This is a genomic window from Candidatus Dactylopiibacterium carminicum, assembly GCF_014736495.1.
Lineage (GTDB): Bacteria > Pseudomonadota > Gammaproteobacteria > Burkholderiales > Rhodocyclaceae > Uliginosibacterium > Uliginosibacterium carminicum.
In genome coordinates, this window is record NZ_MDUX01000020.1 from 20,220 (window position 1) to 43,542 (window position 23,323).

27 protein-coding genes and 2 pseudogenes are annotated in these 23,323 nt (G+C 67.3%); 28 read left to right on the top strand and 1 reads right to left on the bottom strand.

Annotated elements, in window-relative coordinates:
* Positions 1–184 precede the first annotated feature (184 nt).
* Positions 185–1,225, bottom strand: a pseudogene (locus BGI27_RS07845) (transposase); the annotation flags it as partial.
* 60 nt (positions 1,226–1,285) lie between these two features.
* Between BGI27_RS07845 and BGI27_RS07850 the strand changes: the two are divergent.
* The 28 genes and pseudogenes from BGI27_RS07850 to BGI27_RS07970 all read left to right on the top strand — a co-directional run bounded on the left by BGI27_RS07850 (position 1,286) and on the right by BGI27_RS07970 (position 23,311).
* On the top strand, positions 1,286–1,423 hold the full coding sequence (locus tag BGI27_RS07850) for a hypothetical protein (protein WP_223871678.1): 138 nt from the start codon (positions 1,286–1,288) through the stop codon (positions 1,421–1,423).
* Positions 1,423–1,815, top strand: coding sequence for a hypothetical protein (locus BGI27_RS07855; protein WP_095524332.1), 393 nt, complete (start codon positions 1,423–1,425; stop codon positions 1,813–1,815). Before BGI27_RS07850 ends, BGI27_RS07855 begins: the two co-directional genes overlap by 1 nt.
* Positions 1,815–2,036, top strand: coding sequence for a phage head-tail joining protein (locus BGI27_RS07860; RefSeq protein ID WP_095524333.1), 222 nt, complete (start codon positions 1,815–1,817; stop codon positions 2,034–2,036). Before BGI27_RS07855 ends, BGI27_RS07860 begins: the two co-directional genes overlap by 1 nt.
* A 1-nt stretch (position 2,037) precedes the next feature.
* A complete protein-coding gene (locus BGI27_RS07865) occupies positions 2,038–3,552 on the top strand; it encodes a phage portal protein (protein ID WP_095524334.1) in 1,515 nt (504 codons plus the stop codon).
* A 30-nt stretch (positions 3,553–3,582) separates the two neighbouring features.
* On the top strand, positions 3,583–4,815 hold the full coding sequence (locus BGI27_RS07870) for a S49 family peptidase (RefSeq protein ID WP_095524335.1): 1,233 nt from the start codon (positions 3,583–3,585) through the stop codon (positions 4,813–4,815).
* Positions 4,816–4,819: 4 nt separating this feature from the next.
* The gene (locus BGI27_RS07875) at positions 4,820–5,197 is read left to right on the top strand and encodes a head decoration protein (protein ID WP_095524336.1); all 378 of its coding nucleotides are present in this window, start codon (positions 4,820–4,822) and stop codon (positions 5,195–5,197) included.
* A gap of 2 nt (positions 5,198–5,199) precedes the next feature.
* Entirely contained in the window at positions 5,200–6,204 is a 1,005-nt protein-coding gene (locus BGI27_RS07880) for a major capsid protein (protein WP_095524337.1), read from the top strand.
* On the top strand, positions 6,204–6,506 hold the full coding sequence (locus BGI27_RS07885; protein WP_095524338.1) for a head-tail joining protein: 303 nt from the start codon (positions 6,204–6,206) through the stop codon (positions 6,504–6,506). Before BGI27_RS07880 ends, BGI27_RS07885 begins: the two co-directional genes overlap by 1 nt.
* 2 nt (positions 6,507–6,508) lie before the next feature.
* Positions 6,509–6,955, top strand: a complete 447-nt coding sequence (locus BGI27_RS07890; RefSeq protein WP_095524339.1) for a hypothetical protein — start codon at positions 6,509–6,511, stop codon at positions 6,953–6,955.
* 5 nt (positions 6,956–6,960) lie between these two features.
* A complete protein-coding gene (locus tag BGI27_RS07895; RefSeq protein ID WP_095524340.1) occupies positions 6,961–7,173 on the top strand; it encodes a DUF7210 family protein in 213 nt (70 codons plus the stop codon).
* Positions 7,170–7,922 carry a phage tail tube protein gene (locus tag BGI27_RS07900; RefSeq protein ID WP_095524341.1) on the top strand — a complete coding sequence of 251 codons (753 nt, stop codon included), beginning with the start codon at positions 7,170–7,172 and terminating at the stop codon, positions 7,920–7,922. The genes BGI27_RS07895 and BGI27_RS07900 overlap by 4 nt, the downstream gene beginning before the upstream one ends.
* Before the next feature lie 11 nt (positions 7,923–7,933).
* Positions 7,934–8,332: a hypothetical protein gene (locus BGI27_RS07905; RefSeq protein ID WP_095524363.1), complete on the top strand. Its 399-nt coding sequence runs from the start codon at positions 7,934–7,936 to the stop codon at positions 8,330–8,332.
* A 50-nt stretch (positions 8,333–8,382) separates the two neighbouring features.
* Positions 8,383–8,550 carry a hypothetical protein gene (locus BGI27_RS07910; RefSeq protein WP_223871679.1) on the top strand — a complete coding sequence of 56 codons (168 nt, stop codon included), beginning with the start codon at positions 8,383–8,385 and terminating at the stop codon, positions 8,548–8,550.
* Positions 8,525–9,169: pseudogene (locus tag BGI27_RS07915) on the top strand (DUF6441 family protein). Before BGI27_RS07910 ends, BGI27_RS07915 begins: the two are co-directional and overlap by 26 nt.
* Positions 9,170–9,171: 2 nt before the next feature.
* On the top strand, positions 9,172–12,006 hold the full coding sequence (locus BGI27_RS07920; protein WP_223871680.1) for a tape measure protein: 2,835 nt from the start codon (positions 9,172–9,174) through the stop codon (positions 12,004–12,006).
* A gap of 51 nt (positions 12,007–12,057) precedes the next feature.
* Positions 12,058–12,366: a hypothetical protein gene (locus BGI27_RS17995; protein ID WP_223871681.1), complete on the top strand. Its 309-nt coding sequence runs from the start codon at positions 12,058–12,060 to the stop codon at positions 12,364–12,366.
* Positions 12,333–13,178: a hypothetical protein gene (locus tag BGI27_RS18000; protein WP_223871682.1), complete on the top strand. Its 846-nt coding sequence runs from the start codon at positions 12,333–12,335 to the stop codon at positions 13,176–13,178. The genes BGI27_RS17995 and BGI27_RS18000 overlap by 34 nt, the downstream gene beginning before the upstream one ends.
* Before the next feature lie 11 nt (positions 13,179–13,189).
* Positions 13,190–13,597: a hypothetical protein gene (locus tag BGI27_RS07925; protein WP_095524343.1), complete on the top strand. Its 408-nt coding sequence runs from the start codon at positions 13,190–13,192 to the stop codon at positions 13,595–13,597.
* Between the two features lie 16 nt (positions 13,598–13,613).
* Entirely contained in the window at positions 13,614–17,204 is a 3,591-nt protein-coding gene (locus BGI27_RS07930) for a hypothetical protein (protein ID WP_095524344.1), read from the top strand.
* Between the two features lie 10 nt (positions 17,205–17,214).
* On the top strand, positions 17,215–18,492 hold the full coding sequence (locus tag BGI27_RS07935; protein WP_095524345.1) for a hypothetical protein: 1,278 nt from the start codon (positions 17,215–17,217) through the stop codon (positions 18,490–18,492).
* Between the two features lie 3 nt (positions 18,493–18,495).
* The gene (locus tag BGI27_RS07940) at positions 18,496–19,476 is read left to right on the top strand and encodes a hypothetical protein (RefSeq protein ID WP_095524346.1); all 981 of its coding nucleotides are present in this window, start codon (positions 18,496–18,498) and stop codon (positions 19,474–19,476) included.
* The gene (locus BGI27_RS07945; protein WP_095524347.1) at positions 19,473–19,862 is read left to right on the top strand and encodes a hypothetical protein; all 390 of its coding nucleotides are present in this window, start codon (positions 19,473–19,475) and stop codon (positions 19,860–19,862) included. The genes BGI27_RS07940 and BGI27_RS07945 overlap by 4 nt, the downstream gene beginning before the upstream one ends.
* Positions 19,863–20,356: 494 nt before the next feature.
* A complete protein-coding gene (locus BGI27_RS18005) occupies positions 20,357–21,373 on the top strand; it encodes a hypothetical protein (protein WP_223871683.1) in 1,017 nt (338 codons plus the stop codon).
* 6 nt (positions 21,374–21,379) lie between these two features.
* Entirely contained in the window at positions 21,380–21,793 is a 414-nt protein-coding gene (locus BGI27_RS07950; RefSeq protein ID WP_223871684.1) for a hypothetical protein, read from the top strand.
* Entirely contained in the window at positions 21,786–22,007 is a 222-nt protein-coding gene (locus BGI27_RS07955) for a hypothetical protein (RefSeq protein WP_095524348.1), read from the top strand. The genes BGI27_RS07950 and BGI27_RS07955 overlap by 8 nt, the downstream gene beginning before the upstream one ends.
* A gap of 85 nt (positions 22,008–22,092) precedes the next feature.
* Complete coding sequence (locus BGI27_RS07960; RefSeq protein ID WP_095524349.1) at positions 22,093–22,383, top strand: DUF6127 family protein; 291 nt, start codon at positions 22,093–22,095, stop codon at positions 22,381–22,383.
* On the top strand, positions 22,380–22,856 hold the full coding sequence (locus BGI27_RS07965; RefSeq protein WP_095524350.1) for a hypothetical protein: 477 nt from the start codon (positions 22,380–22,382) through the stop codon (positions 22,854–22,856). The genes BGI27_RS07960 and BGI27_RS07965 overlap by 4 nt, the downstream gene beginning before the upstream one ends.
* A complete protein-coding gene (locus tag BGI27_RS07970; protein ID WP_223871685.1) occupies positions 22,853–23,311 on the top strand; it encodes a lysozyme in 459 nt (152 codons plus the stop codon). The genes BGI27_RS07965 and BGI27_RS07970 overlap by 4 nt, the downstream gene beginning before the upstream one ends.
* Positions 23,312–23,323: the final 12 nt, after the last annotated feature.

The window sequence follows — 23,323 nt, forward strand, 5'->3', positions numbered from 1 at the left end:
AACGAACTGACAAGCCGTGAACGAACCACTTTTTGTGAGAGCCGAGAGGCGCCGGCGTGGTGTTGCTGGTCCGTGCCGGCCTGTGGGCCAGTTCGTGGTGGCCGCACCGATGGCGGCCGCACAGTTGCGCGAGGGCGCTGCTGGGGCGCTTTCAGCGTGCCCCAGGGGCCGCGCAGGCCCCGACTCAACCGGCTGGCGCGATACCGAGGCTGCGCATGCGCATCAGGTTGTGTGCCAAGGCATGCCACAACAGCACCGCGCGCGCCTTGACCATGCCACAGACGTTGAACCGGTGCAGTCCGCGCCGTCTAAGCTGCGCGTTGGCGCACTCCACGCTGGCGCCACGCCAGACGTACAGGTCTTTGGCGAACTCGCTGGCCATGAAGGCGCGCCAGTGCGCCTGCGCAGGGGTGTCGCTGTCCTTGGGGGCCAGCCGGTCAATGTCCGGGTTGCGGCTGCGCGGTGGCGGCAGCACCGGCTGAGTGCCACGCTCGCTCACCTCGTCGATGGCCTCAAGCTTGGTGAAGCCGCCGTCGGCCAGCCAGTGCTCGGGCATGGTGGCGTAGCGGTGCTGCAGGTCTTGGTGCATCGGCGCCATCTGGCCCATGTCGCTGCCGCTGTTGGTGATGGCCACGGCGGCGATGAGCTGGGTCTGCACGTCAACGGCCAGCTGGGCGTTGAAGGCCGGGCGAAAGCCTCCATCGGCTATCTTCATCACGCGTGCCTCAGGGTCGGTGGTGCTCACGCGCGGCTCGGGCTCGGGCTTGGCTGCTGCGGCACCAGGGCCAGTGGGCGGATCATCGCCGCGGCCACGCCGTTTGGAGCGCTTGGGCACCTTGGGCTCGGGTGGCGGCTTGCGCCGCGCGCTGGCGCCGGCGTCCTCGGTCAGTTCGCGCTTGAGCGCCTGGACCTGGGCCTTGGCCTGGGCATGCAGTTCGGCCAGCTTGTCGCGGCGGCGAAAGCTCGAGGCCTTGGCGTGCGCACGCACGCGCAGCCCGTCCTGGGCCACGACGTTGAGCGTGACCAGCCGGCGCTCGAGCAGGGACGTGATCGAGCATGTGAGCTGCGCGTCCAGCCAGGCCTCCTGCGCGGTACGAAAGTCCGCCAGCGAGTGGTAGTTCACGCCCACGCCGCCGCAGATCCAGCGGTACACGTCATCGCGCTCGCACAGCCGGTCGATCTCGCGCGCCGAGCCGACACCGTCGATCGTGGCCCACAGCCACAGCACCTCCTGACCTCCGGCACCACGGGCCTCGATGCGCTGCTGGCGGCGGTCAACAACCGCGTGCGCTTCGACGCCGCGCAGACGCTGACCGTCGAGGCGCAGGCACAGGCGCGCAGCAACATCGGCGCGGCATCCGCCGCCGCCGTCGGTGACGCCGACACCGACTTCGTGGCGATCTTCGACGCGGCGCTGGCCTGATGACGCTGGTTCAACGCATCGCCGATCTGGTCGCCCGGATCGGCGGCGTGGTTGCCACCAAGATCGACGCCACGCATCCCGGCGTGGCACGCGCGTGGGTGTGCTTCGGCTACGCCAACAACCAGATCACGGTGCGCGCACAGCACAACCTGGCCAGCGTCACGCGCACCGCCACGGGCCGCTACCGCGTGACCTTCGCCACGCCGATGCCCGACGCGAACTACTGCTGGACGGCGCTGGCGCGCAGCAGCGTGGACACGGGTCAGCAACGCATCGCGGTCGTGCGCGCCAGCGGCGACACCAAGACCGCGCAGCGCGTCGATGTCAGCTGCGCCACCGCCGCGACCAGCTTCGCCGATTCCTCCGAAATCAACCTCGTGGTGTACCGCTGATGGCCTACACACAAACCCAACTCGACGCGCTCGAAGCCGCACTCGCCAAGGGCGAGAAGCGCGTGACGTTCGCCGACAAGACCGTCGAATACCGCTCGGTCGATGAACTGAAGGCCGCGATCCGCGAGGTCAAGCGCGGCATCTCCGAACAGGCCGTGGCCAGTGGGCTGTGGCCCGGTGCGCCGCGCCAGATCCGCGTTACGACCAGCAAGGGATTCTGAGATGGCGTGGTTTTCCCACACCGTGCGCCGCTTGTTCGGTGCCTCGCCGGTGCATGAAGCCGCAGGCCGTGGTCGTCGCTCGCTGGCATGGATGCCGGGCAATCCGGGCGCGGTCGCCGCGATGCTGGTCACCAGCAACGAACTGCGCATCAAGAGCCGCGACCTCGTGCGCCGCAATGCGTGGGCGCAGGCGGCACTGGAAGCCTACGTCGCCAACGCGGTCGGCACCGGCATCAAGCCGCAGAGCCTGTCGGACGACGAAGGCTTCAAGGCCGACGTGCAGGCGCTGTGGCGCGACTGGACGGAAGAAGCCGACGCCGCAGGCCAGACCGATTTCTACGGCCTGCAAGCCTTGGCCTGCCGCGCGATGCTCGAAGGCGGCGAATGCCTGATCCGGTTGCGCCCGCGCCGCCCGGAGGATGGACTGGCCGTGCCCCTGCAACTCCAGTTGCTGGAGCCGGAGCACCTGCCGATCCATCTCAACACCGACCTGCCGTCGGGCAACGTGGTGCGCTCCGGCATCGAGTTCGACAACCTCGGTCGCCGCGTCGCCTACCACCTGTATCGCTCGCATCCCGACGATGGACGGCTTGCGCCGATGTCCGGTCAGGGCGGCATGGAAACGGTGCGCCTCGACGCGCGCGAAATCATCCACCTCTACCGCGTGCTGCGGCCCGGCCAGATTCGCGGTGAGCCGTGGCTGTCGCGCGCGCTGGTCAAGTTGAACGAACTCGACCAGTACGACGACGCCGAGCTGGTGCGCAAGAAGACCGCCGCGATGTTCGCGGGCTTCGTCACGCGCCAGAACCCGGAAGACAGCCTGATGGGCGAAGGTGCGGCGGACGGCAATGGCATCGCGCTGGCCGGACTGGAACCGGGCACCTTGCAGATGCTGGAGCCGGGCGAGGACATCAAGTTCTCCGATCCCGCCGACGTGGGCAGTTCGTATTCCGAATTCCTGCGCACGCAGTTCCGCGCGGTCGCCGCCGCCGTCGGCATCACCTACGAACAACTGAGCGGCGACCTGACCGGCGTGAACTACTCGTCTATCCGCGCGGGGATGCTGGAGTTCCGCCGTCGCTGCGAGATGGTGCAGCACTCGGTGCTGGTGCATCAGATGTGCCGTCCGGTGTGGGCTGCGTGGATGAAGCAGGCCGTGCTCGCGGGCGTGCTCGATGCGCCCGGTTTCGCGCGTGGCGGCCCGGCGCGACGCCGCCAGTACCTCGCGGTGAAGTGGATTCCGCAAGGCTGGCAGTGGGTCGATCCGGAGAAGGAATACAAGGCGATGCTGCTGGCGATCCGCGCCGGTCTGACGAGCCGTTCGGAAGCCATCTCGGCCAACGGCTACGACGCCGAGGACATCGACCGCGAGATCGCCGCCGACAACAAGCGCGCCGACGACCTCGGCCTGATCTTCGATTCCGACCCTCGCTACACCTCGAAGGACGGCGGCAGCGCGGAACCCAATCGCAACGCCGTCGCACCCGACGCCACCGGCGGCAGTTCGTCCGACTGACCGCCTGACTTCTTTCCCCGAAGGATTCCCATGAACGTGCTGCCACATCTGGCGGCGCGCCTCTTTGGCGTGCCGCTGGCGATCCATCGCCCGAAACTCGACGTCATCCTCTCCGTGCTCGGCGCGCGCGTCGGCCTGCCGGAGCTGGCTGCGACCGGCGACTACGCGCCGCCCATGCGCCAGCCGACGCCCGCGACCGGCAAGGTCGCCGTCATCCCGATCCACGGCACGCTGGTGCGCCGCATGTCCGGCCTCGAAGCCGCATCGGGTCTCGCCAGCTACACCGGCATCGCCGCGCAGCTCGACGCGGCGCTGGCCAGCCCCGATGTCGCCGCCATCCTGCTGGATGTCGATTCGCCCGGTGGCGAATCCGGCGGCGTGTTCGATCTGGCCGACCGCATCCGCGCGGCGGCGCAGGTCAAGGCCGTCTGGGCCGTGGCCAACGACATGGCGTTCTCGGCGGCCTACGCGCTCGCTTCCGCCGCCAGCCGCGTGTTCGTCGCGCGCACCGGCGGCGTCGGCTCGATTGGCGTCATCGCCATGCACGTCGATCAATCGGTGAAGGACGCGAAGGACGGTCTTCACTACACCGCCGTGTTCGCGGGTGAACGCAAGAACGACCTCAACCCGCACGAGCCGATTTCCGACGCGGCGCACGCCGTCCTCAAGGCCGAGGTGGATCGCATCTACGGCCTGTTCGTCGAGACGGTCGCGCGCCATCGCCGCCTCGATGCCGATGCCGTGCGCGCCACCGAAGCGGGTTTGTTCTTCGGCGATACCGCCGTTGCTTCAGGTCTGGCCGATGCCGTCGGCGGCTTCGACGACGCGCTCGCGCAGCTCAACGCCTCGCTTTCCCCACTCCCGACTCGGGCGGCTTCGGCTGGCCAAGCGGGCTTTCTTCGCAACCACCCGATGGAGTCTTCCATGAATGAACGATCCAACCCCGCTGCTGTTGATCGGCCTCTTGCTGATCTTGCTGGCAGTCCTGCTCAACCGCCCGCCGCCGCCACGTTGAACGTGGCCGACGCCATCGAGATCGCGCAGACCTGCACGCTCGCCGGTCGCGCCGACCTGATCGCGGGTTTCCTCGAAACCAACACCGCGCCCGCCACGGTGCGCAGCCGACTTCTCGCGGCGCAGGCCGAAGCCAGTCCGGAAATCACCAGCCGCATCGCGCCCGATGCCGCGCGCCCTCCGGCCAGCAATCCGCTGATCGACGCGGCCAAGCAGATTGCGGCGCAGTCCACCAAGAAGGAGATCTGAAGAAATGTCCGTACTCACCGAACCGCTGAATCTGGGCGATCTGCTCAAGTACGAAGCGCCCAACCTCTACTCGCGCGACCGCGTCACCGTCGCTTCCGGCCAGAACCTGCCGCTGGGCACGGTGCTCGGCATCGTCACCGCCAGCGGCAAGTTCAAGCAGATCGACCCGTCCGCCGAGGACGGCACGCAGGTCGCCGCCGCCGTGCTGCTGCAAGCCTGCGACGCCTCGCTCGCCGACCGCGATGACGGCCTCGTCGTCGCGCGCCATTCCATCGTCGCCGACCACGCGCTTGCGTGGCCCGACGCCATCACCAACGCCGAAAAACTCGCCGCCGTCGCGCAACTGAAGGCGCTGGGCGTGCTCGTCCGTCAAGGAGCCTGACCATGAACAACCCCTTCAGCAATCCCGCGTTCTCGATGACGGCACTGACCGCCGCCATCAACATCCTGCCCAACCGCTACGGGCGTCTGGAAGAACTGAACCTGATGCCCGCCAAGCCGGTACGCCAGCGCCAGATCGTCGTCGAGGAAATGAACGGCGTGCTCAACCTGCTGCCGACGCTGCCGCCGGGTTCGCCCGGCACGGTGGGCAAGCGCGGCAAGCGCAACCTGCGCTCGTTCGTCGTGCCGCACATCCCGCACGACGACGTGGTGCTGCCCGAAGAAGTGCAAGGCATCCGCGCCTTCGGTTCGGAAACCGAAACCGAGACGGTCGCGGGCGTCATCGCGCGCCATCTGGAGACGATGCGCAACAAGAACGCCATCACGCTGGAACACCTGCGCATGGGCGCGCTCAAGGGCGTGATCCTCGACGCCGACGGCTCCGAGCTGGTCGATCTGTTCGATGCCTTCGAGATCACGCCGCAGTCGGTGTCCTTCGAGTTGGGCACGGCGGGCACCAACGTCAAGGCCAAGTGCGGCACGGTGCTTTCCACCATCGAGGACAACCTCAAGGGCGAGTTCATGAACGGCGTCCACTGCCTGTGCTCGCCGGAGTTCTTTGCCGCGCTCACCGGCCACGCGAAGGTCGAGAAGGCGTTCGAGAACTGGCAGAACGGCGCGATCCTCATCAACGACATCCGTCGCGGCTTCACCTACGGCGGCATCACCTTCGAGGAATACCGGGGACAGGCCACCGATGCCAGCGGCAACGCGCGCCGCTTCATTGCCGCAGGCGAGGCGCACGCGTTCCCGCTGGGCACCGTCGATACCTTCGGCACCTACTTCGCACCGGCGGACTTCAACGAGACCGTCAACACGGTGGGCCAGCCGCTGTACGCCAAGCAGGAGCCGCGCAAGTTCGACCGTGGCACCGATCTGCACACGCAGTCCAATCCGCTGCCGATGTGCCACCGCCCCGGCGTGCTGGTGAAGCTCACGGTGTCGTGATGGGCCTCGTCGAACAGGTCTATGCCGCCGCCGCGAACGCGGGCCTGCTGCGCGATTGCCATTGGCAGCCCGCCGATAGCTCGCCGTTGCAGACGCACGCAGTCGGGTTTGCCGCGCCGGACGACACCGTGTTCGATGGGCTGGTCTCGGCCACCGACTACCAGATGTCGTATCTGGCGTCGGTGTTCGCGGGGCTGGCTGTGCGCGACACGGTCGAAATCGGCGGTGTGATCTATCAGGTGCGAGACATCCGGGCCGTGGGCGACGGCTCGGAGATGCGCGCCAAGCTCACCCGGCTCTGACCGTGTCCGGCAACTCGATCCGCGAGCGGATTCTGCTCGCGGTGCTCGACGCCGTCCGCGCGCCGGTGGAAACGCTCGGGGCCACCTTGCACCGTTCGCCCACGGTGGCCATCAGCCGGGATCGATGCCCGGCGCTGGTGGTGTTCCCCGAATCCGAATCCATCACCGAACGCGCCAACGACCGCGTCACGCGCGTGCTGACCGTTCGCATCGTCGCGCTCGCCCGCGCCGTGCCTCCGGCAATCCCCGAAACCGAAGCCGACCGGCTGCTCACCGCCGCTCACGCCGCGCTGCTGGCCGACCGGAATTTGGGCGGGCTGGCGCTCGGCATCCGCGAACAGGAATGCGAGTGGGACGTCGAGGACGCGGACGCGGTGGCCGCCGCCATTCCTGCGCGCTACGCGATCACCTACCGAACGCTGGCCAGCGATCTCTCAACCACTGGATGACACCCATGACCTCACTCGTCTTGCTGTGTCCGCACACCCATGCGGGCAAGCCCTTCAAGGCGGGCGAACGGCTGATCGTCGATGCGAGCACCGCCGACTGGCTCATCGCCAACGGCATCGCGCGCGCCGACCGGCAGCCGGATGTCCCGCCGCAACCCGATGCCGACGGCAAGCCCGCCGACGCCAAACCCATTCAACGCAAGGAATCCAAATCATGAGCACGTACGCCAGTTTTCAGGGGCGCGTCTTCCTCGGCAAGCGCGACGAATCCGGCCTACCCATCGAAGTGCGCTCGCCCGGCAACGTCGCCGAGTTGAAGCTCTCGCTCAAGACAGATGTGCTGGAGCACTACGAGAGCCAGACCGGCCAGCGTTCGCTCGACCACCGCATGGTCAAACAGAAGTCAGCCACGGTGAACCTCACCATCGAGGAATTCACCAAGGAAAACCTCGCCTTGGCGCTGTACGGCAACCACGTCACCGGCAGCACCGGCACGGTGACGGCGGAACCCATCGGCGGCGCGACGCCCGTGGTCGGCGACCGCTACTTCCTCGCCCACCCGAAGGTGTCGGCGGTCGTGGTCACCGATTCGGCGGGCACGCCCGCGACGCTTGTCGCAGGCACCAACTACACCGTGGACACGGATTTCGGTGCCCTCCAGTTTCTGGATACCACCGGCTTCACCGCGCCGTTCAAGGCGGCCTACACCTACGGCGCGGCCACCGAGATCGGCATCTTCACTCAGTCGGTGCCCGAGCGGTATCTGCGTCTGGAAGGCATCAACACCGCGCAGGGCAATGCCAAGGTGCTGGTCGAGCTGTACCGCGTGGCCTTCGATCCCTTGAAGGAAATTTCCTTCATCTCGGACGAGTACAACAAGTTCGAGCTGGAAGGCTCGCTCCTGGCCGACACCACCAAACCCTATGACGCGCTGCTCGGCCAGTTCGGCCGCATCGTGCAACTATGATGGAGGCCGCCATGAGCGATCTGGACAAGCTCGTTCCGCAAGCCTTCGAGATCACGCTGGCCGGTGAAGCCGTCAGCGTGAAGCCGCTGAAGGTCGGTCAGATGCCCGCCTTCCTGCGCGCCATCACCCCGGTGATGCAGCAGATCGGCGGCGATGGCATCGACTGGCTGGCGCTGTTCGGGCAGCAGGGCGACGACCTGCTGACGGCGGTATCGATTGCCGTCGGCAAGCCACGCGCGTGGGTGGATGACCTGGCGGCTGACGAAGCAATTCTGCTGGCAGCCAAGGTGATCGAGGTCAACGCCGATTTTTTTACCCGGACGGTGATGCCCAAGCTGGACGGCCTGTTCGCGCAGGCGAGCACGGTGGCGGCGACGGCCACGGCTGGTTCGACACCGTCCAGCACCTGATCGCCCACGGCCACCGGCTGCCGGACATCCTCGACTACACCTTGGCGCAGGTGCGTGGCTTTTCCGCCGCCACCGTGCGCGAGGACGCCGCCCGTGACGCACGGCTACTCTCGCTGATCGCCATCGGCACTCGCGGCGACGCCCGCCACATCGACCAGACCCTCGACAGGCTCACCGATCAGGCAACCGACCATGCGCATCTCCGTTCGCATCGATAGCAAGGCCGCGCAGGCGCAGTTGCGCCGCTGGGGCAGCGAGTTCCGCGACAAGGTCAAGAAGGCGGTCGCGCGCGGCATCGCCAGCGAGGCCGCCGATCTGAAGCAGGACGTGCGCAGCCACGTCGCGGGCCAGATGACGGTAGTCAAGAAGTCCTTCGTCAAGGGCTTCACCGCCAAGGTGCTGGACAAGGACAAGAACCGCCTGCCCGCGCTCTACGTCGGCTCGCGCATCCCGTAGTCGGGCATCCACGAGCGTGGTGGCGTGATCGGTGGCCGGATGCTGATCCCGCTGCACGGGCGCGTGGGCCGCAAACGCTTCAAGGCGCAGATCGCCGAGTTGATGCGCGGCGGCAACGCGTATTTCATCAAGAACGCCAAGGGGAACATCGTGCTGATGGCCGAAAACATCAAGGAACACGACCGGCCACTGTCGGGCTTCAAGCGCCGCTATCGCAAGGCCGAAGGCATCAAGAAACTGAAGCGCGGCGCGAACGTGCCGATTGCCGTGCTGGTGCCGCGCGTGCAACTCAAGAAGCGCCTGAACGTGGAACGCATCGTCGCTGCACGCATCCCGCGCCTGTCCGCGACCATCGAGAAGCAGTTGCGGTTGGTGGACTGAAGATGGCGAACCGCATTTCCATCCTCGTCGCGCTCGACGAGGGGCTCAAGCGCGCCATCACCTCTGCCGAGCGCAGTCTCGGCGGCTTCGGCTCCAGCGCCAAAACCGCAGGCGACAAGGCCGCCGCCGGGGTGGCCGAGGTCAAGGCCGGGATGAACGCCTTTGGCGATCAGGTCGCCAAGGCCAAGACGCAGTTGCTAGCCTTCCTGACCATCAACTGGGCCAGCGGCAAGGTGCAGGAGATCGTCCAGATCGCCGACGCCTGGAACATGATGTCCGCGCGCCTGAAGCTCGCCACCGCAGGCAGCCGCGAGTACGCGGTGGCGCAGAAGGAGCTGTTCGCCATCGCCCAGCGCATCGGCGTGCCGATTCAGGAAACCGCCACGCTCTACGGCAAGCTCCAGCAGGCGGTGCGGATGCTGGGCGGCGAGCAGGAGGATGCGCTCACCATCACCGAGAGCATCTCGCAGGCGTTGCGCATCTCCGGCGCATCGGCCACCGAGGCGCAATCGGCGCTGCTGCAGTTCGGACAGGCCTTGTCGTCAGGCGTGCTGCGCGGCGAGGAATTCAACTCCGTCGTCGAAAACAGCCCGCGTCTGGCCAAGGCACTCGCCGACGGCCTGAACGTTCCCATCGGGCGGCTGCGCAAGCTCGCCGAGGAAGGACGCCTCACCGCCGATGTGGTGGTCAATGCCCTGATGAGCCAGAAGGACAAGCTGGCCGCCGAGTACGCGCAACTGCCGATGACCGTCGGTCAGGCCTTCACCCGCCTGTCGAACGCCTTCGGCCAGTGGATCAGCAAACTCGACGAATCGACTGGCTTCACCAAGAAGCTCGCCGAGGCCCTGACGTGGCTGTCGGAGAACCTGGACACGGTGATGAAGTGGCTCCAGCGTATCGCCGAGGTCGGCCTTGCGGTGCTGGTCTACCGCCTGATCCCGGCGCTGATCATCGCGTGGCAGACGGCGGGCGCGGCGGCGGTGACGGCGGCCAGCACCACGGCGGCGGCGTGGGCCACGGCCAATCTGTCCCTGTCGAATGCCATCGCCACGGTCGGCAAGCTGCGCGTGGCCTTCGGCGTGCTGGGCGCGGCCATCATCGGCTGGGAGATCGGGACGTGGCTGTCGGAGAAATTCGAGATCGTCCGCAAGGCGGGCATCTTCATGGTGCAGGTGCTGATGACGGGTATCGAGCACTTGCGTTATCGGTGGGAGGTGTTCGCCGCCATCTTCACCTCCGACACCATTGCCGAGGCCACCCAGCGGCACAACGAGCGCCTCACGGAGATGAACCGCATCTTCGCCGAGATGTACGCCGACGCCACGGAAGGTGCGAACGCCGCCAAGGGCGCGATGGACACCGCCGCGACCGCCGCCGAGGAGATTTCCAAGCGGCTCGAAGCCGTGCGCCAGGGCACGCAGGAAGCGGTCGGGCGCGGCATCGAGGCCGTCCACGCCGCGCTGGAGAAACTCAAATCCCGGCTGGGCGAGGTCGAACAGGCCGTCGGCAAGGCCCAAGGCGTGGTCAACGACGCCACCGCCAAGATGGCCGAGGCCTACAAGGGCTTCACCGCCATTGTCGAGGCCAATCTGCAAGCGCAGATCACGGCGGTGAAGGCGCGCTACGACCAGGAGAAGGCGGAACTGGAGCGCACCCAGCAGTCCGAAACCGCCAAGATCACCAAGTCCACGCAACTGCTCACCGAGGCGCTGACGCAGCAGACGACGCTGCGCCGTCAGGCCACCACCGAGACACTGGGCCTGATCGACCAGGAAACGCAGGCGCGCAAGGACGCCGCCGCCCGCCAGGGCCAGACCGAGGAAGAGCGCCGCGCCAACGTGCAGCGGGTCGAGAACGACATTCTCGCCATCAAGCGCCAGACGCTCACGCAGGCGCTCGCCGAATACCGCCAGCACATCGACGCCCTCAACGCCGAGGCCAACCGACATCTGGCCGAAGTGCAGCGCATCGAGGAAGCCAAGCGCCAGTTGTCGATGTCCACGGAGGATCGCATCCGCGACATCCGCCGTCAGGGTATGACGGAGTACGAGGCCACCGAGGATCGCAAGCGCCAGATCGCCGAGATGCAGGAGCAGGCGCGCCGGGCGCTGGCCAACGGCGAGTTGGAGCTGGCCCGCCAGCTCGCACAGAAGGCGATGGACATGGCCGCGCAGGTGGCCACCAGCCAGACCAACGAGGCCAAGCGCGGCGAGGAAGCGCGCAAGCAGTCCGAACAGGCGGTGTCACAGGTCACGCAGCTCGAAGCGCAGTCGCGCGAGGCCTACCGCAGGCAGGAATACCAGCAGGCCACTGATCTAATGCGGCAGGCCGATCAGCTGCGCGCTGAGTTGGCGCAAAAGGCCCGGGACGCCGACACGCAGGCCGCGCAGGGCAAACAAGGCGTGCGTGACGCCATCGACCGCATCCGGCAGTCCGAAGAAATCCTCAACCAGACGCTGGATGCCGAAGCCAAGGCGCACCAGACGGCGGCACGCTCGGCGATCACCGCGCGCGATGAGATTCAGCGCACGCTCACCGAGACCACGCGCCAGATCGACGACATCACGGCCAAGCTCAAGGATGGCCTGAAGCTCACGCTCGATGCCGACACCACGCGCTTCGACAAGGCACTCGCCGATCTGGCAAGGCGCTGGCCGAGAAGGAGTACCTGCTGCAGATCCAGGCCGACTTGCAGGAAGCGGAGAAGCAGCTCAAGGAATACGAGGCGCTGCTCAAGGAAGGCAAGACGCTGCCGGTCGATGCCGATGTGTCCAAGGCGAAGGAAGCACTGGACAAGCTCAAGGCCTACGCCGACCAGAACGCGCAGTTCGAGCTGAAGGTGGCCACCGACCGAAAAAGCGCAGGCCGCGATCACCAACGTGGACGGGATGATCAAAACGCTGGATCGCATCCAGACCGAGTCGCACCACGCCATCCAGCACAACGCTGATGCCGCACGCGCCGAGGTGATGAGCCTCAACGGCATGCACACCACCAGCACGCACACCATCTACGTCACCAAGGTGGAAACCAATGTGCCACCGGGGGACTGGTCGGCAGTGCGAGCGGCGGCGTGCGGCACTTTGCCGATGGCGGTGCGGTGGCCCCGGCCTTTCCCCGGATGGGCGGCGGCACCGTACCCGGTTCCGGCCACCACGACACCGTGCCGCGCACGCTGGACGCCGGCGCCTTCGTGATTCGCAAGGCGGCGGTGCGCAAGTATGGCGCGGCGCGGCTGGCGAACCTCGCTCGGGGTGTGGCGCACTTCGCGCGAGGTGGACAGGTCGGCGGCGGCAATCCGCCCAAGCGCAACCGAGAGGCGGTCGAGGCGCTGAAGATGATCGACCTCGGCCTGCAGGGGATGAACGAGTACACCAGCTGGCTGCAGTTCAAGTACGGCGCGGCGGTCAGTCTGAACATGAAGTCCGACACGATGCGCAACTACGGCCAGCAGGCGCAGGCGGATCGGCGCACGCTGGATGAGTTCATCGACCGCAAGACGCTCACCGGCAACGAGAACCAGAACCTCCAGCGCATCAAGCAGACGTGGCGGCAGGCGATGGCCCAGCCATTGATCTGGGGCAAAGACCTCGAGCGCGAGCTGATCGACTACATGGAAAGCCTGGACGGCCAGTTCCTCGCGCGCGGCGGTCTGGCCAAGTCCGACACCGTGCCCGCGATGCTCACGCCGGGCGAGTTCGTGGTCAACCGCAGCGCCGTCGCGCGGCTGGGCGCGGGCTTCTTCGAGGCCATCAACAACCTGTCCGCGCCCGCGCAGGCACTGGCAGGCCGCACGCTCGCCAGCGTGCAGGGCTTCGCCAGCGGCGGCTTGGTGCAACCCATCGGCGCGAACGTGCCGCGTCCTACCTTGAACGAGGCCAGCGCGCCCACGCGCACCGTGCGCGTCGAACTGGCTGCGGGCGGCCAGCAGGTCACCGCCACCGTCGATAGCCGCGACGAAGCGCGCCTGCTGCAACTGCTGGACGCCGCACGCGCCCGCACTACCTGAGTTCGATTCCGATGCAACTGAAGAACCTCGCTACCGGGGTGGCTCTGCCATTGCCGGATGATTTGCTGTGGGCGGACGAACACGCGTGGTCGCCCGCCGTCGCCTCCGTGTCCTACCTGCTCACCGGCGCGCTGCTGGTGCAGTCGGCCACACGGCAGGCGGGCCGCCCGATCACGCTGGTCGGGCCTTCCGACATGGCGTGGGTGACGCGCGCGGCGGTGAACCAACTGCACGGCTGGGCCGCTGCGCCGCTCGCGGCCAGCAGTGGCCGCTTCGAACTGACCTTGCGCGACGCGCGCGTGTTCACCGTGGCCTTTCGCCACCAGGAGGCGGCCGTCGATGCCGAACCCGTGCTGGGCTTTCCGGCGCAGGCCGACACCGATTTCTACCGCATCACCTTGCGGTTGATGCAGATCTGACCCACTGGAGAATTTCATGCCCATTCTTGCAGGCGACGTGAAGCTGGTCGCCAGTCAGGTGATGGACGACGTCGCCGAAGGCGGCGGCGCACCCACCGCCAACGTCATCGTGGACGGCGCGAGCAACTCGTTGTTCAACGACATCTCGGAACTGGATCGCGCGGGCGGTCGCGTGAACCTGCGCAAGGTGTTCGCCAGCATCCAGACCGACACCACCGACACCTATCTGGGCGGCAACGTCGTCGTGTCCGATCCGCCCGGCGACCCGCGCGTGGCCGTCACCATCTTCTCCACCGAGCAGGTGTTCGACCGCCGCACGCAGGCGCGCGACCGCATCGAGGCCTATCTCAACAAAGGGTCGATGTGGAACAGCTACCTGCTGGAGAACCACATCGCGGGCCAACGCAGCATCCAGTTGTTCCAGCGCGTGGGCGCGGAGCTGCCGACCATTGGCAAGACCCTATTCCTGGTGATGAACGAAGGGCTGTCCAACGAGTATGCGCAGTACATCCGCATCACCCGCATCGAGTCGGAAACCCGCACCTTCAGCTACGGCTCGGGCAGCAGCATCCAGGACTATCAGGCAGTGGTCGTCACCTGCGATCTGTCCGATGCACTGCGCTACGACTTCGCGGGCTCGCCGCCGGATCGCCTGTTCACGATGGCCACCGGCAAGACCAAGTGCCGCGACACCGTGGTGGCCGATGCCGCCAAGTATTGCGGCGTGGTCAAGACCACCCAGCCGGTCGCCATCGGCGACGTGGCCGCCAGCGTCACCAGCGTGTTCACGCAACTGGAGCCCTCGGCGCAGACCGAAACGCCGCTGCTCGATCTGACGGCAGGCGGCACCTCAGAAACCCTGATCGAATCGGACAACGGCACCGTTTCCTACACCTCGGCGGTGGCCTTCAATTCCTCGACCGTGCTCTCGGTCGGCAACGCCATCCAGCCGGGGACGCTGTCGATTGCGGTCAGCGGCGCGACGCTTACCGACAACGGCGGCGACCTGATGTCGGGCGCGACTGTGGTCGGCACCATCAACTACGGGCGCGGCCAGATCACGCTGGCCTCCAGCGCTCCGACCTACTCGGGCAGCAAGACCATCAGCTTCCGGCCTGCCGCCGCGCCGATCCGCGTGGCCGACACGGCGGGCGTTCGGGTGGACATCGAGAGCCGCTCCTACAACTACATCCTGACCATCGTGCCCAGCCCATCGCCGGGCGCCCTGCAAGTGAGCTACCGTGCGCAGGGCAAGTGGTACGACCTGCGCGACAACGGCGCGGGCGTGCTCAAGGGCGTCAGCCCGGAGTACGGCGTCGGCACCGTGAGCTACACGACCGGCACGGTGGCCGTGACGCTGGGCGCGCTGCCCGACGTGGGCAGCGAGATCGTCTATGCGTGGGGTGGCAAGGCCAACTACTTCAACCGCGCATCCAGCACCATCTCGCCGCCGATGGTGGCCCTGCAACTCACCAATGCAGGCGTCACGCCGGGGTCGGTGACCATCACCTGGAACGACGGCACGGCCCGCAGCGCCACCGACAACGGCAAGGGCGTGATCAGCGGCAACGCCATCGGCACCGTCAATTACCAGACCGGCCTGATCCAGATCACGCCGACCACGCTGCCTGCGGGCGGCCAGACCTACAGCGTCGCCTACACGTGGGGGCCGCCCAACGAGGAGGAATTCCACGCGCCGCTGCGCAACGGCGACGGCAGCATCGATGTGGAGGTGGATTTCGCGGGCACAGTCGAGCTGGAGTGGAACCTGCTGATCGACCTGTACGAGTACATCTCGACCACGCCCGCCGAGCTGCAACTGATCCGCCAGATCGACCCGATCAAGATCGTCAAGGACGACGGACTGGGCGTGCTGCGCGATCCGCAAGGCACGGCCTTCGGCTCGGTGAACTATTCGACTGGCGTCGTCCATTTCACGCCCGACACCACGGTGCGCATTCCAGTGGCGCGCTACAGCGTCACGCAGATCGGCTGGACGCGCGTCAACAACGCAACCGTGCCGGTGTACCGCAACCTGTTCACCCATTGGGAATACATCACGGCGGGCGCGTCGATGCCCGTGGACGAAAGTGGCCTCGTCAAGGTGCGCTACCGCGCGGCGGGCACGTCCAACGCCACGAACGACAACTTCACGGCGGGCGCGCTGGCCATCGACCTGACGCCCACCTTTGCCGAGAACATCGTCCCCGGCAGCATCTGTTTCACGCTGGGCGGCAAGACCTACTTCGACCGGCTGGGCAGCCTGTACTACGACCTGAACCCGGTGACGGGCGCGGCGACGCTGGCGGGTGGCATCAACTACGCCAACGGTGCGGCCAACATCACGGCGTGGGTGCCTGCCGCCGCCAACGCGGTGGCGCTGCGCTCGCTACTCACCACGCTGGACGGCTCGCCGGTCGATGAAGTGACCTTCCGCGTCCCGGCCTCGCCGGTGCGCCCGTCCAGCCTGCAAATCCTCGCCACACGCCTGACCGGCGGCACAATCAACGTCAGCGCCAACAACAACGGCGACATCACCGGCACCGACGTGCTCGGCTCCATCGACTACGAAACCGGCGTGGTGCGCGTGCGCTTCGGCGCGTGGGTGGTGGCGGCTGGCAACGAGGGGCAAAGCTGGTACGACTCAAATGCGGTCGTGACCATCGACGGCGTAGCGAAGATCTTCAAGCCGGTGCCGGTGTTCGCCGACACCATCAGGTACAACGCCGTTGCGTACTCCTATCTGCCGCTGGATGCCGACATCATCGGCCTCGATCCGGTGCGGCTGCCGCAAGATGGACGTGTGCCGATCTTCCGCGCGGGCGACTTCGCGGTCATCGGCCACACCGCCACCGTGGGGCCGCTCGCCGTCACCAGCGGGCAGTTGGTGGACTGCGGTCGCCAACGCCTGTCGCGTGTGCGCGTGCTGGACGGCAACGGCGCGGTCGTCACCACCGACTATATCGCCGATCTCGAAGCGGGCATCGTCACCTTCGGCGTGGTCACGGGCCTCGTGCAGCCGCTCACCGTCGAGCACCGCATCGAAGACATGGCCCAAGTCTCGGACGTGCAGATCTCCGGGCGGCTGGCCTTCACGCGCCAGATCACCCACGACTATCCCATCGGCGCGCACATCTCCTCGGCGCTGGTGTCGGGCGACCTGCGCGCCTACGTCTCCAACCTGTTCGACCAGACCACGTGGAACGGCACGTTTCTGGACGCCATCACCGGCAGCGCGGCCACCGCTACCTACAACGACGTGCTCGCCCCCATCGTGGTGACGAACGCGGGCGCGATCACAGAACGCTGGGCAATCCAGTTCACGAACGCGACCTCCTTCAACGTCATCGGCGAGCACGTCGGCGTGATCGCCTCCGGCACCACGGGCAGCGACATCGCGCCGATCAACCCGGCTACCGGCAAGCCGTACTTCACGCTCGCCGCCATTGGCTGGGGATCGGGCTGGGCCACGGGCAATGTGCTGCGCTTCAACACCACCGGCAGCCTGTTCCCGGTGTGGGTGGTGCGCACCATCCAACAAGGCCCGGAAACCGTCACCAACGACGCCTTCACCTTGCTGGTGCGCGGCGACGTGGATCGTCCTTGAGGGGAATGCCATGAGCAACAAGGTCAAATGGATGCACAACGCGTTCGCCGGAGCGCCCGTGCTGACCAACAACTGGGGCAGCCTGACGGCACTGCTCGATGCCTGCATCGTCACCGGCTTCAACCTGAAAACCGTGACGGCGCTTGCGCGCACGGGCGAGGTGGCCACGGCGACCATCGGCACCGGCCACGGCTTTGTGGTCGATCAGGTGGTGCTGGTTGAGGGCTGCGACCAGCCGTCCTACAACGGCGAGTTCACGGTCACGGCCATCACTTCGACCACGGTGAGCTTCCGTGTGGATGTCGATGGAGGAGAACCCGCGTCGCCCGCCACCACGCAGACCAGCATCACGATGAAGATCGCGCCGCTGGGCTTCGAGACCGTGTTCACGGGCACCAACAAGCGCGCTTACCGCAGCCCGAATCCGCTGTCGAACCGGCACTACCTGCGCGTGGACGACAGCCTGCCCGAAGGCTACACGACGACGTGGGCCAAGTTCGCGCGCGTGACCATCGCCGAAGGGATGGCCGACATCGACACCTTCGTCGGTGCGCAAGCGCCGTTCACGCCGGGCGCGCCGACGCGCAACGAGGTGCCGTCCGGCAGCGGCACGGCGATGTATACGGGCTGGTTCAAGTGGTACTACGCGCGCTCGACCGCCTACGAGAACAACGGGGACAGCGGCGCAGCCGCACGCAGTTGGGTGCTGATCGGAGACGACCGGGGATTCTTCCTCGCCAATTCCTCTGGCCTTGGCGGCGACAAGCGCGTGCTGCACGCCTTCACCGACTTCGATAGCTACAGGCCCGGCGACAACTTCGCGTCCTACTTGATCGCCACGGAAAACTACAGCCCCACGGGCAGCGGCAACTACTTCAGCTACCCATCGCAGTATGCCTACTCGGCTTATTCGCTGGACACCACCGGCAAGATTTGCCTGCGCGACTACACCGGCATCGGCGGCAACGTGCGCATCGGGATGCTCTCGCTCAATGACCAGAACGGCCAGAACGTCTCGGGTCGCTCCGCCGCCATACCGTTCCCGAACGGCCCGGACTACGGGCTGATCATCCACCCGATCTACCTACGTGAATCGGGCGGCCATCTGCGCGGCACACTGCCGGGGATATTCTGGGTTCACCAGAACCAGCCCTACGGCCATCTGACGAAGATCGACAACGTCATCGGCTACGAGGATCGCAAGTTCCTCTACGTGACGGTGGACTACGGCAGCGAAGGAAACACCAGCGGCTTCATGTTCGACATTACCGGGCCGTGGAGGCATTGATCGATGGCCTATCCGTTTGAGGAGGATTTCGCCACCGGCATTCCGTCCGGCTTCGCCAGCAACGGCGGCGGTGGCGGCATCACGGCGACGTGGAACGAGGGACAGCAGGCCGCCGAGCTGGTGTTCAACAACGCCCAGAACTTCTGGCGGCTGACGGATGCACCGCTGTCCACCGACTTCTGGTTCGAGATGGACGTGGAGATCGTGGCATCGGCTGCGCCGCCGCCGCACTTCGGCTTTTGGCTGTGGACGGGCGTGGCGACCTACGAAGGGCATCGCCTGTGCGTCTACAACAGCAACTGGGCGCATTCGTACTGGTCGAGTAGCGGCTCCGAATACGAGCACATCGCCGAAGCGTGGGCAGGCTGGGCGGTGGTCGGCGCGCGGCGCACGCTGCGGCTCGACGTGAAGCGTCAAGCCCATCTGGACGTGTGGCTGCTGCAACTGTCGGTCGATGGCGAAGTGGTCTGGCGCGACTTCAAACGGTGGTATTCGGCGTTCCGACCCTGCATCTTCGGCTACGGCATCACGCTGCGCGTACATCGCGTGGCCGGAGATGCACCGACCGTGCTGGGGGACGCACCCGTTCCCGCGCATCGGCGATTGCCCACCGCCCTGGCGCACCGCGTTCTCGTGCCGGACAACGCGGCGATGGTCGGCTACCACCACCGCGCCTTGCGTCCGCTGCTCGGCAAACGCAACCACTACTACCACGGCGGCCACCGCATCGCGGGCACGGTGAAGCACCGCGTCAAAGGCGTGATCGCCGATGAGCCACTGCGGCGGCGCGTGCTGCTGATCGACCAGGCCACCTACGCCGTGGTGCGCGAGACGTGGAGCGATGCAGCCACCGGCGCGTACTCGTTCGACTACATCGACGACGTGCCGCGCTATCTCGTCATCGCCTTCGACCACGAACGCCAGCACCGCGCGGTCGTCGCCGACAACCTGCGCGCGCAACTCATGACGGAGCTTTCCCCGTGATCCAGATTTCCACCGCGCTCAACGACTACCGCCTGAACGCCGTCATCAACTTCCTCGCCATCGGCACCGAAAACGCCCGCGTCCAGATCTACGGCGGCGAGCGCCCGGACTTCGGCGAGGAACCGGACGGCGACCTGCTGGCGACCATCGTGCTGGTCGAACCCATTGGCGAGGTCGAGGATGGTCTGTTGGCGATCACGCCCACCGGCGAAGCCCTGATCGAAGCCAGCGGCGTGGCAACGTGGGCGCGCATCGTCAATGGCGACGGCGCGCTGGCGTGGGATTGCGACGTGTCCGATCTGAACGGCGCGGGCGAACTGCGCCTGCCTTCCACCACGCTCTACGCCGGGGGCTACACCCGCATCGTGTCCGGCCTGCTGGGGTAGCCCATGAGCGAACCCGGCGATGTCATCCTCGCCGCGACGCTGCCGGAACTGAGCTTCACCGCCACCGCCATCCCCGACGCCAAGGCGACGCTGCTGGCGAACCTGCCGCCGCTCACCTTCGTGGCGAGCACGGGGACACTGGCGGGCGCGGCGCTGGCGGCCACGCTGCCCGCGCTGGTGTTCGCGGCGCAGGCCGTGCCGGTGACGGACGTGGCGCTGACCGGAGCCTTCCCGCCGCTGGAACTGGTGGCCGAGGCGCGCTACCAGTCCTACGCGGTGCGCCCGGTCACCGGCCAGAGCGCCACCCGCTGGGGGCACGCCGCCAGCCGCGACGCCGGGGCCGAGGATCGGCGCGAGGCCACCGTGCGCGAACACGCGCCCACCCGAGCGCCGTGGCAGCGGCTGGCCCACGTGCGGGCGTGGCGTACCGACGCCACAGCACGCGCGTGCGCCCGCCCGTGGCCAACCGGGCGGGGCACCAAGAAGCCGTGCCAGTGCAAATCGGTGGGCGGGTGGGACACGCCGACGCCATCCGGCTGCGCACGACGCGCAGTTCGGCCTTCGAAGGCGCGATCCGCGCCGAATGGCTGCGCTGGGCGCTGCGGCATCAGGACGGCTGGCGCGACCGGCGGTTCATGGGCACCTCGCGCTTTGATACGGCGCGGCGGCACGCCGGGCACTTCCACGCCGAGGAAATCCAGAACGCGGTTTACCTGCGCCGCTGGTGGCGTTCGTTCTTCCAAGCGGCGATGCGCCCGCTGCCGGGCCGCCATCCGCCGGTGCCGTTCGTGCCGCCGGTGCCTGCGGCCTGCTACCTGCCGAACGCGCATCTGCTGTTCACCGAGGACGCCGCCATCGACGGCGACCTGTTGTTCGTCTGCGAGCACTCCGACCACCCGGACGCCGGGTCGGTGCTCGTTCCCAACCGGAGGGTGTATTTCGTGATCAATGAGGTGACGCTGACGCGCTGGCCGGATGGCACACCGGTGCCGGTGCTGGGCCTGTCGCTGTCGCTGGATGCCGATTCGTGGGCATGGGGCTTCGAGGCCACGCTGCCGGTCATCGCCGAATCGCTGGTCGTGCCCGACGTGGGTGCTGCGCCGGTCGAGCTGATCGCCACGGTCAACGGCACCGCTTTCCACGTTCTTGCCGAGAACCTGAGCCGCGAGCGCGTGTTCGGCGACGCCAGCATCCGCATTTCCGGGCGCGGGCGCAGCGCGGCGCTGGCCGCGCCCTATGCGCCGGTGATCGCGTTGGCCAACACCGAGCCGCGCAGCGCCCGGCAGTTGATGGACGACGTGCTCACCTTCAACGGCATCCCGCTGGGCTGGACGGTGGATTGGGCGCTGACCGACTGGCTGGTGCCCACGGGCGTGTTCGCCAAGCAAGGCACATGGATCGAAGCGTTGACCGCCATCGTCGGCGCGGCAGGCGGCTACCTGCTGCCGCATCCGTCCGAGAAGATTCTGCGGGTGCGTCATCGCTATCCGGTCGTGCCGTGGGATTGGTAGATCGAGGTGACGCCAGACTTCGTGCTGCCGGTGGACACGGTGGCGCGCGAGTCGCTGCGCTGGATCGACAAGCCCGCCTACAATCGCGTGTTCGTGGCGGGCCAAGAAACCGGTGTGCTCGGTCAGGTCACGCGCACCGGCACGGCGGGCGACGTGCTCGCGCCGATGGTGGTGGATGCGCTCATCACCCAAGCGGCGGCGGCACGTCAGCGCGGCATCGCCATCCTGTCGGACACGGGCCGCCAGATCGAAGTGACGCTGCGTTTGCCGGTGCTGCCCGAAACCGGAATCATCGAACCGGGCGCGTTCGTCGCCTATCAGGACGGCGGCGTGGCGCGGCTCGGCATCGTGCGCTCCACGCGCGTCGAAGCGGGGCTGCCGGAAGTCTGGCAGACCCTCGGAGTGCAGAGCCATGCATAACCTCTACCAGCAGTTCCGGCAGTTGCTGCCCGATGCGCCGCTGCAAGCGGGCACCGTGCTCGAAGTCGGCTCCGGCGTGGCCTTGGTGGTGCTGCCCGGCGGCGGCCTGATCCGCGCGCGCGGCAACGCCACCGTGGGGCAAACCGTGTTCGTGCGCGACGACGTGATCGAGGGCGCTGCGCCGTCGCTGCCGATGGAAGTCATCGACATCTAAACCGCTTCCTCAACCCTCGTTTCAACCCTGAAACCCGCTCCGGTGCTTCGGCATCGGGCGGGTTTCGCATTTCTGGAGAAAGCCCATGACCGAAGAAGCCAAACCCGAAGACACGCTGCTCCTGCGCCGCGAGGACTTCGAAGACCTGCTCGACCGCGCCGCCGAACGCGGGGCCGAGCATTGCCTCGCCCATCTGGGCTTGGAAAACGGCAGCGCCGCGCGCGACATCCGCGAACTGCGCGATCTGCTCGAAGCGTGGCGCGACGCCCGCCGCACCGTCTGGCGCACGGTCATCAAGGTCGCCACCACGGGCCTGCTGGCCGCGTTGCTGGTCGGTGCCGCCATCAAGCTCAAGCTGACCGGAGGTGCGCCATGATCGAGACGCTGCTGGGTGGTCTGCTGGGCGGCGTGTTCCGCCTCGCGCCCGAAGTGCTGAAGTGGCTCGACCGCAAGGGCGAGCGCGGCCACGAACTGGCGATGCAGGACAAGGCGCTGGAGTTCGAGAAGCTGCGCGGGGCGCAGCGGATGGCCGAGATCGGCGCGGCGGCGGATGCCGCGTGGAACGCCGGAGCCATCGAGGCGCTGAAGGGAGCGGTCGGCGCGCAGGGCAAGCTGTCGGGCGTGCGCTGGGTGGATGCGCTGTCGTGCAGCGTGCGCCCGGTCATCACCTACTGGTTCATGGCGCTCTACTGCGCGGCCAAGACCGCCGCTTTCGTCGGCGCGGTGGACGCGAACATCGACTGGATCGCGGCGATCCAAGCGGCGTGGAGCGAGGCCGATCAGGCGCTGTGGGCCGGTGTGCTGAACTTCTGGTTCCTCGGTCGCGTGTTTGAGCGGGTGAAGTCGTGAGCAGCATCCTGATGCCGCAGGCGGCCATCGCGCTCGCCAAGCGGTTCGAGGGCTTCCACCGCGTGCCGAAGAACAATCCGGGCCGGGCGCATCCCTACGTGTGCCCGGCAGGGTTCTGGACGATTGGCTACGGGCATCTGTGCGACGCCCAGCACCCGCCGATCACCGAGGCCGAGGCGGAAGCCTATCTGGCCCGTGACCTGAACACGGCGCTGGCCGCCACGCTGCGCCACTGCCCGGTGCTGGCCACCGAGCCGGAAGGGCGGCTGGCGGCCATCGTGGACTTCACCTTCAACCTCGGTGGCGGGCGCTTGCAGACCTCGACCCTGCGGCGTCGCGTGAACCAGCAAGACTGGGCCGCCGCCGCGACAGAGCTGCGCCGTTGGGTCTATGGTGGCGGCAAGGTGCTGCCGGGCCTCGTGGCGCGGCGCAAGGCCGAGGTGGCGCTGCTGTGATGACCACAAAAC

Excerpts from the sequence above, each read along its gene's own strand:
- BGI27_RS07855 (WP_095524332.1), top strand. The coding sequence starts at position 1,423 with ATGACGCTGGTTCAACGCATCGCCGATCTGGTCGCCCGGATCGGCGGC.
- BGI27_RS07860 (WP_095524333.1), top strand. The coding sequence starts at position 1,815 with ATGGCCTACACACAAACCCAACTCGACGCGCTCGAAGCCGCACTCGCC.
- BGI27_RS07905 (WP_095524363.1), top strand. The coding sequence starts at position 7,934 with ATGAGCGATCTGGACAAGCTCGTTCCGCAAGCCTTCGAGATCACGCTG.
- BGI27_RS07875 (WP_095524336.1), top strand. The coding sequence starts at position 4,820 with ATGTCCGTACTCACCGAACCGCTGAATCTGGGCGATCTGCTCAAGTAC.
- BGI27_RS07955 (WP_095524348.1), top strand. The coding sequence starts at position 21,786 with ATGCATAACCTCTACCAGCAGTTCCGGCAGTTGCTGCCCGATGCGCCG.
- BGI27_RS07880 (WP_095524337.1), top strand. The coding sequence starts at position 5,200 with ATGAACAACCCCTTCAGCAATCCCGCGTTCTCGATGACGGCACTGACC.
- BGI27_RS07900 (WP_095524341.1), top strand. The coding sequence starts at position 7,170 with ATGAGCACGTACGCCAGTTTTCAGGGGCGCGTCTTCCTCGGCAAGCGC.
- BGI27_RS07885 (WP_095524338.1), top strand. The coding sequence starts at position 6,204 with ATGGGCCTCGTCGAACAGGTCTATGCCGCCGCCGCGAACGCGGGCCTG.
- BGI27_RS07935 (WP_095524345.1), top strand. The coding sequence starts at position 17,215 with ATGAGCAACAAGGTCAAATGGATGCACAACGCGTTCGCCGGAGCGCCC.
- BGI27_RS07965 (WP_095524350.1), top strand. The coding sequence starts at position 22,380 with ATGATCGAGACGCTGCTGGGTGGTCTGCTGGGCGGCGTGTTCCGCCTC.
- BGI27_RS07930 (WP_095524344.1), top strand. The coding sequence starts at position 13,614 with ATGCCCATTCTTGCAGGCGACGTGAAGCTGGTCGCCAGTCAGGTGATG.
- BGI27_RS07960 (WP_095524349.1), top strand. The coding sequence starts at position 22,093 with ATGACCGAAGAAGCCAAACCCGAAGACACGCTGCTCCTGCGCCGCGAG.
- BGI27_RS07895 (WP_095524340.1), top strand. The coding sequence starts at position 6,961 with ATGACCTCACTCGTCTTGCTGTGTCCGCACACCCATGCGGGCAAGCCC.
- BGI27_RS07870 (WP_095524335.1), top strand. The coding sequence starts at position 3,583 with ATGAACGTGCTGCCACATCTGGCGGCGCGCCTCTTTGGCGTGCCGCTG.
- BGI27_RS17995 (WP_223871681.1), top strand. The coding sequence starts at position 12,058 with ATGATCAAAACGCTGGATCGCATCCAGACCGAGTCGCACCACGCCATC.
- BGI27_RS07920 (WP_223871680.1), top strand. The coding sequence starts at position 9,172 with ATGGCGAACCGCATTTCCATCCTCGTCGCGCTCGACGAGGGGCTCAAG.
- BGI27_RS07925 (WP_095524343.1), top strand. The coding sequence starts at position 13,190 with ATGCAACTGAAGAACCTCGCTACCGGGGTGGCTCTGCCATTGCCGGAT.
- BGI27_RS07940 (WP_095524346.1), top strand. The coding sequence starts at position 18,496 with ATGGCCTATCCGTTTGAGGAGGATTTCGCCACCGGCATTCCGTCCGGC.
- BGI27_RS07865 (WP_095524334.1), top strand. The coding sequence starts at position 2,038 with ATGGCGTGGTTTTCCCACACCGTGCGCCGCTTGTTCGGTGCCTCGCCG.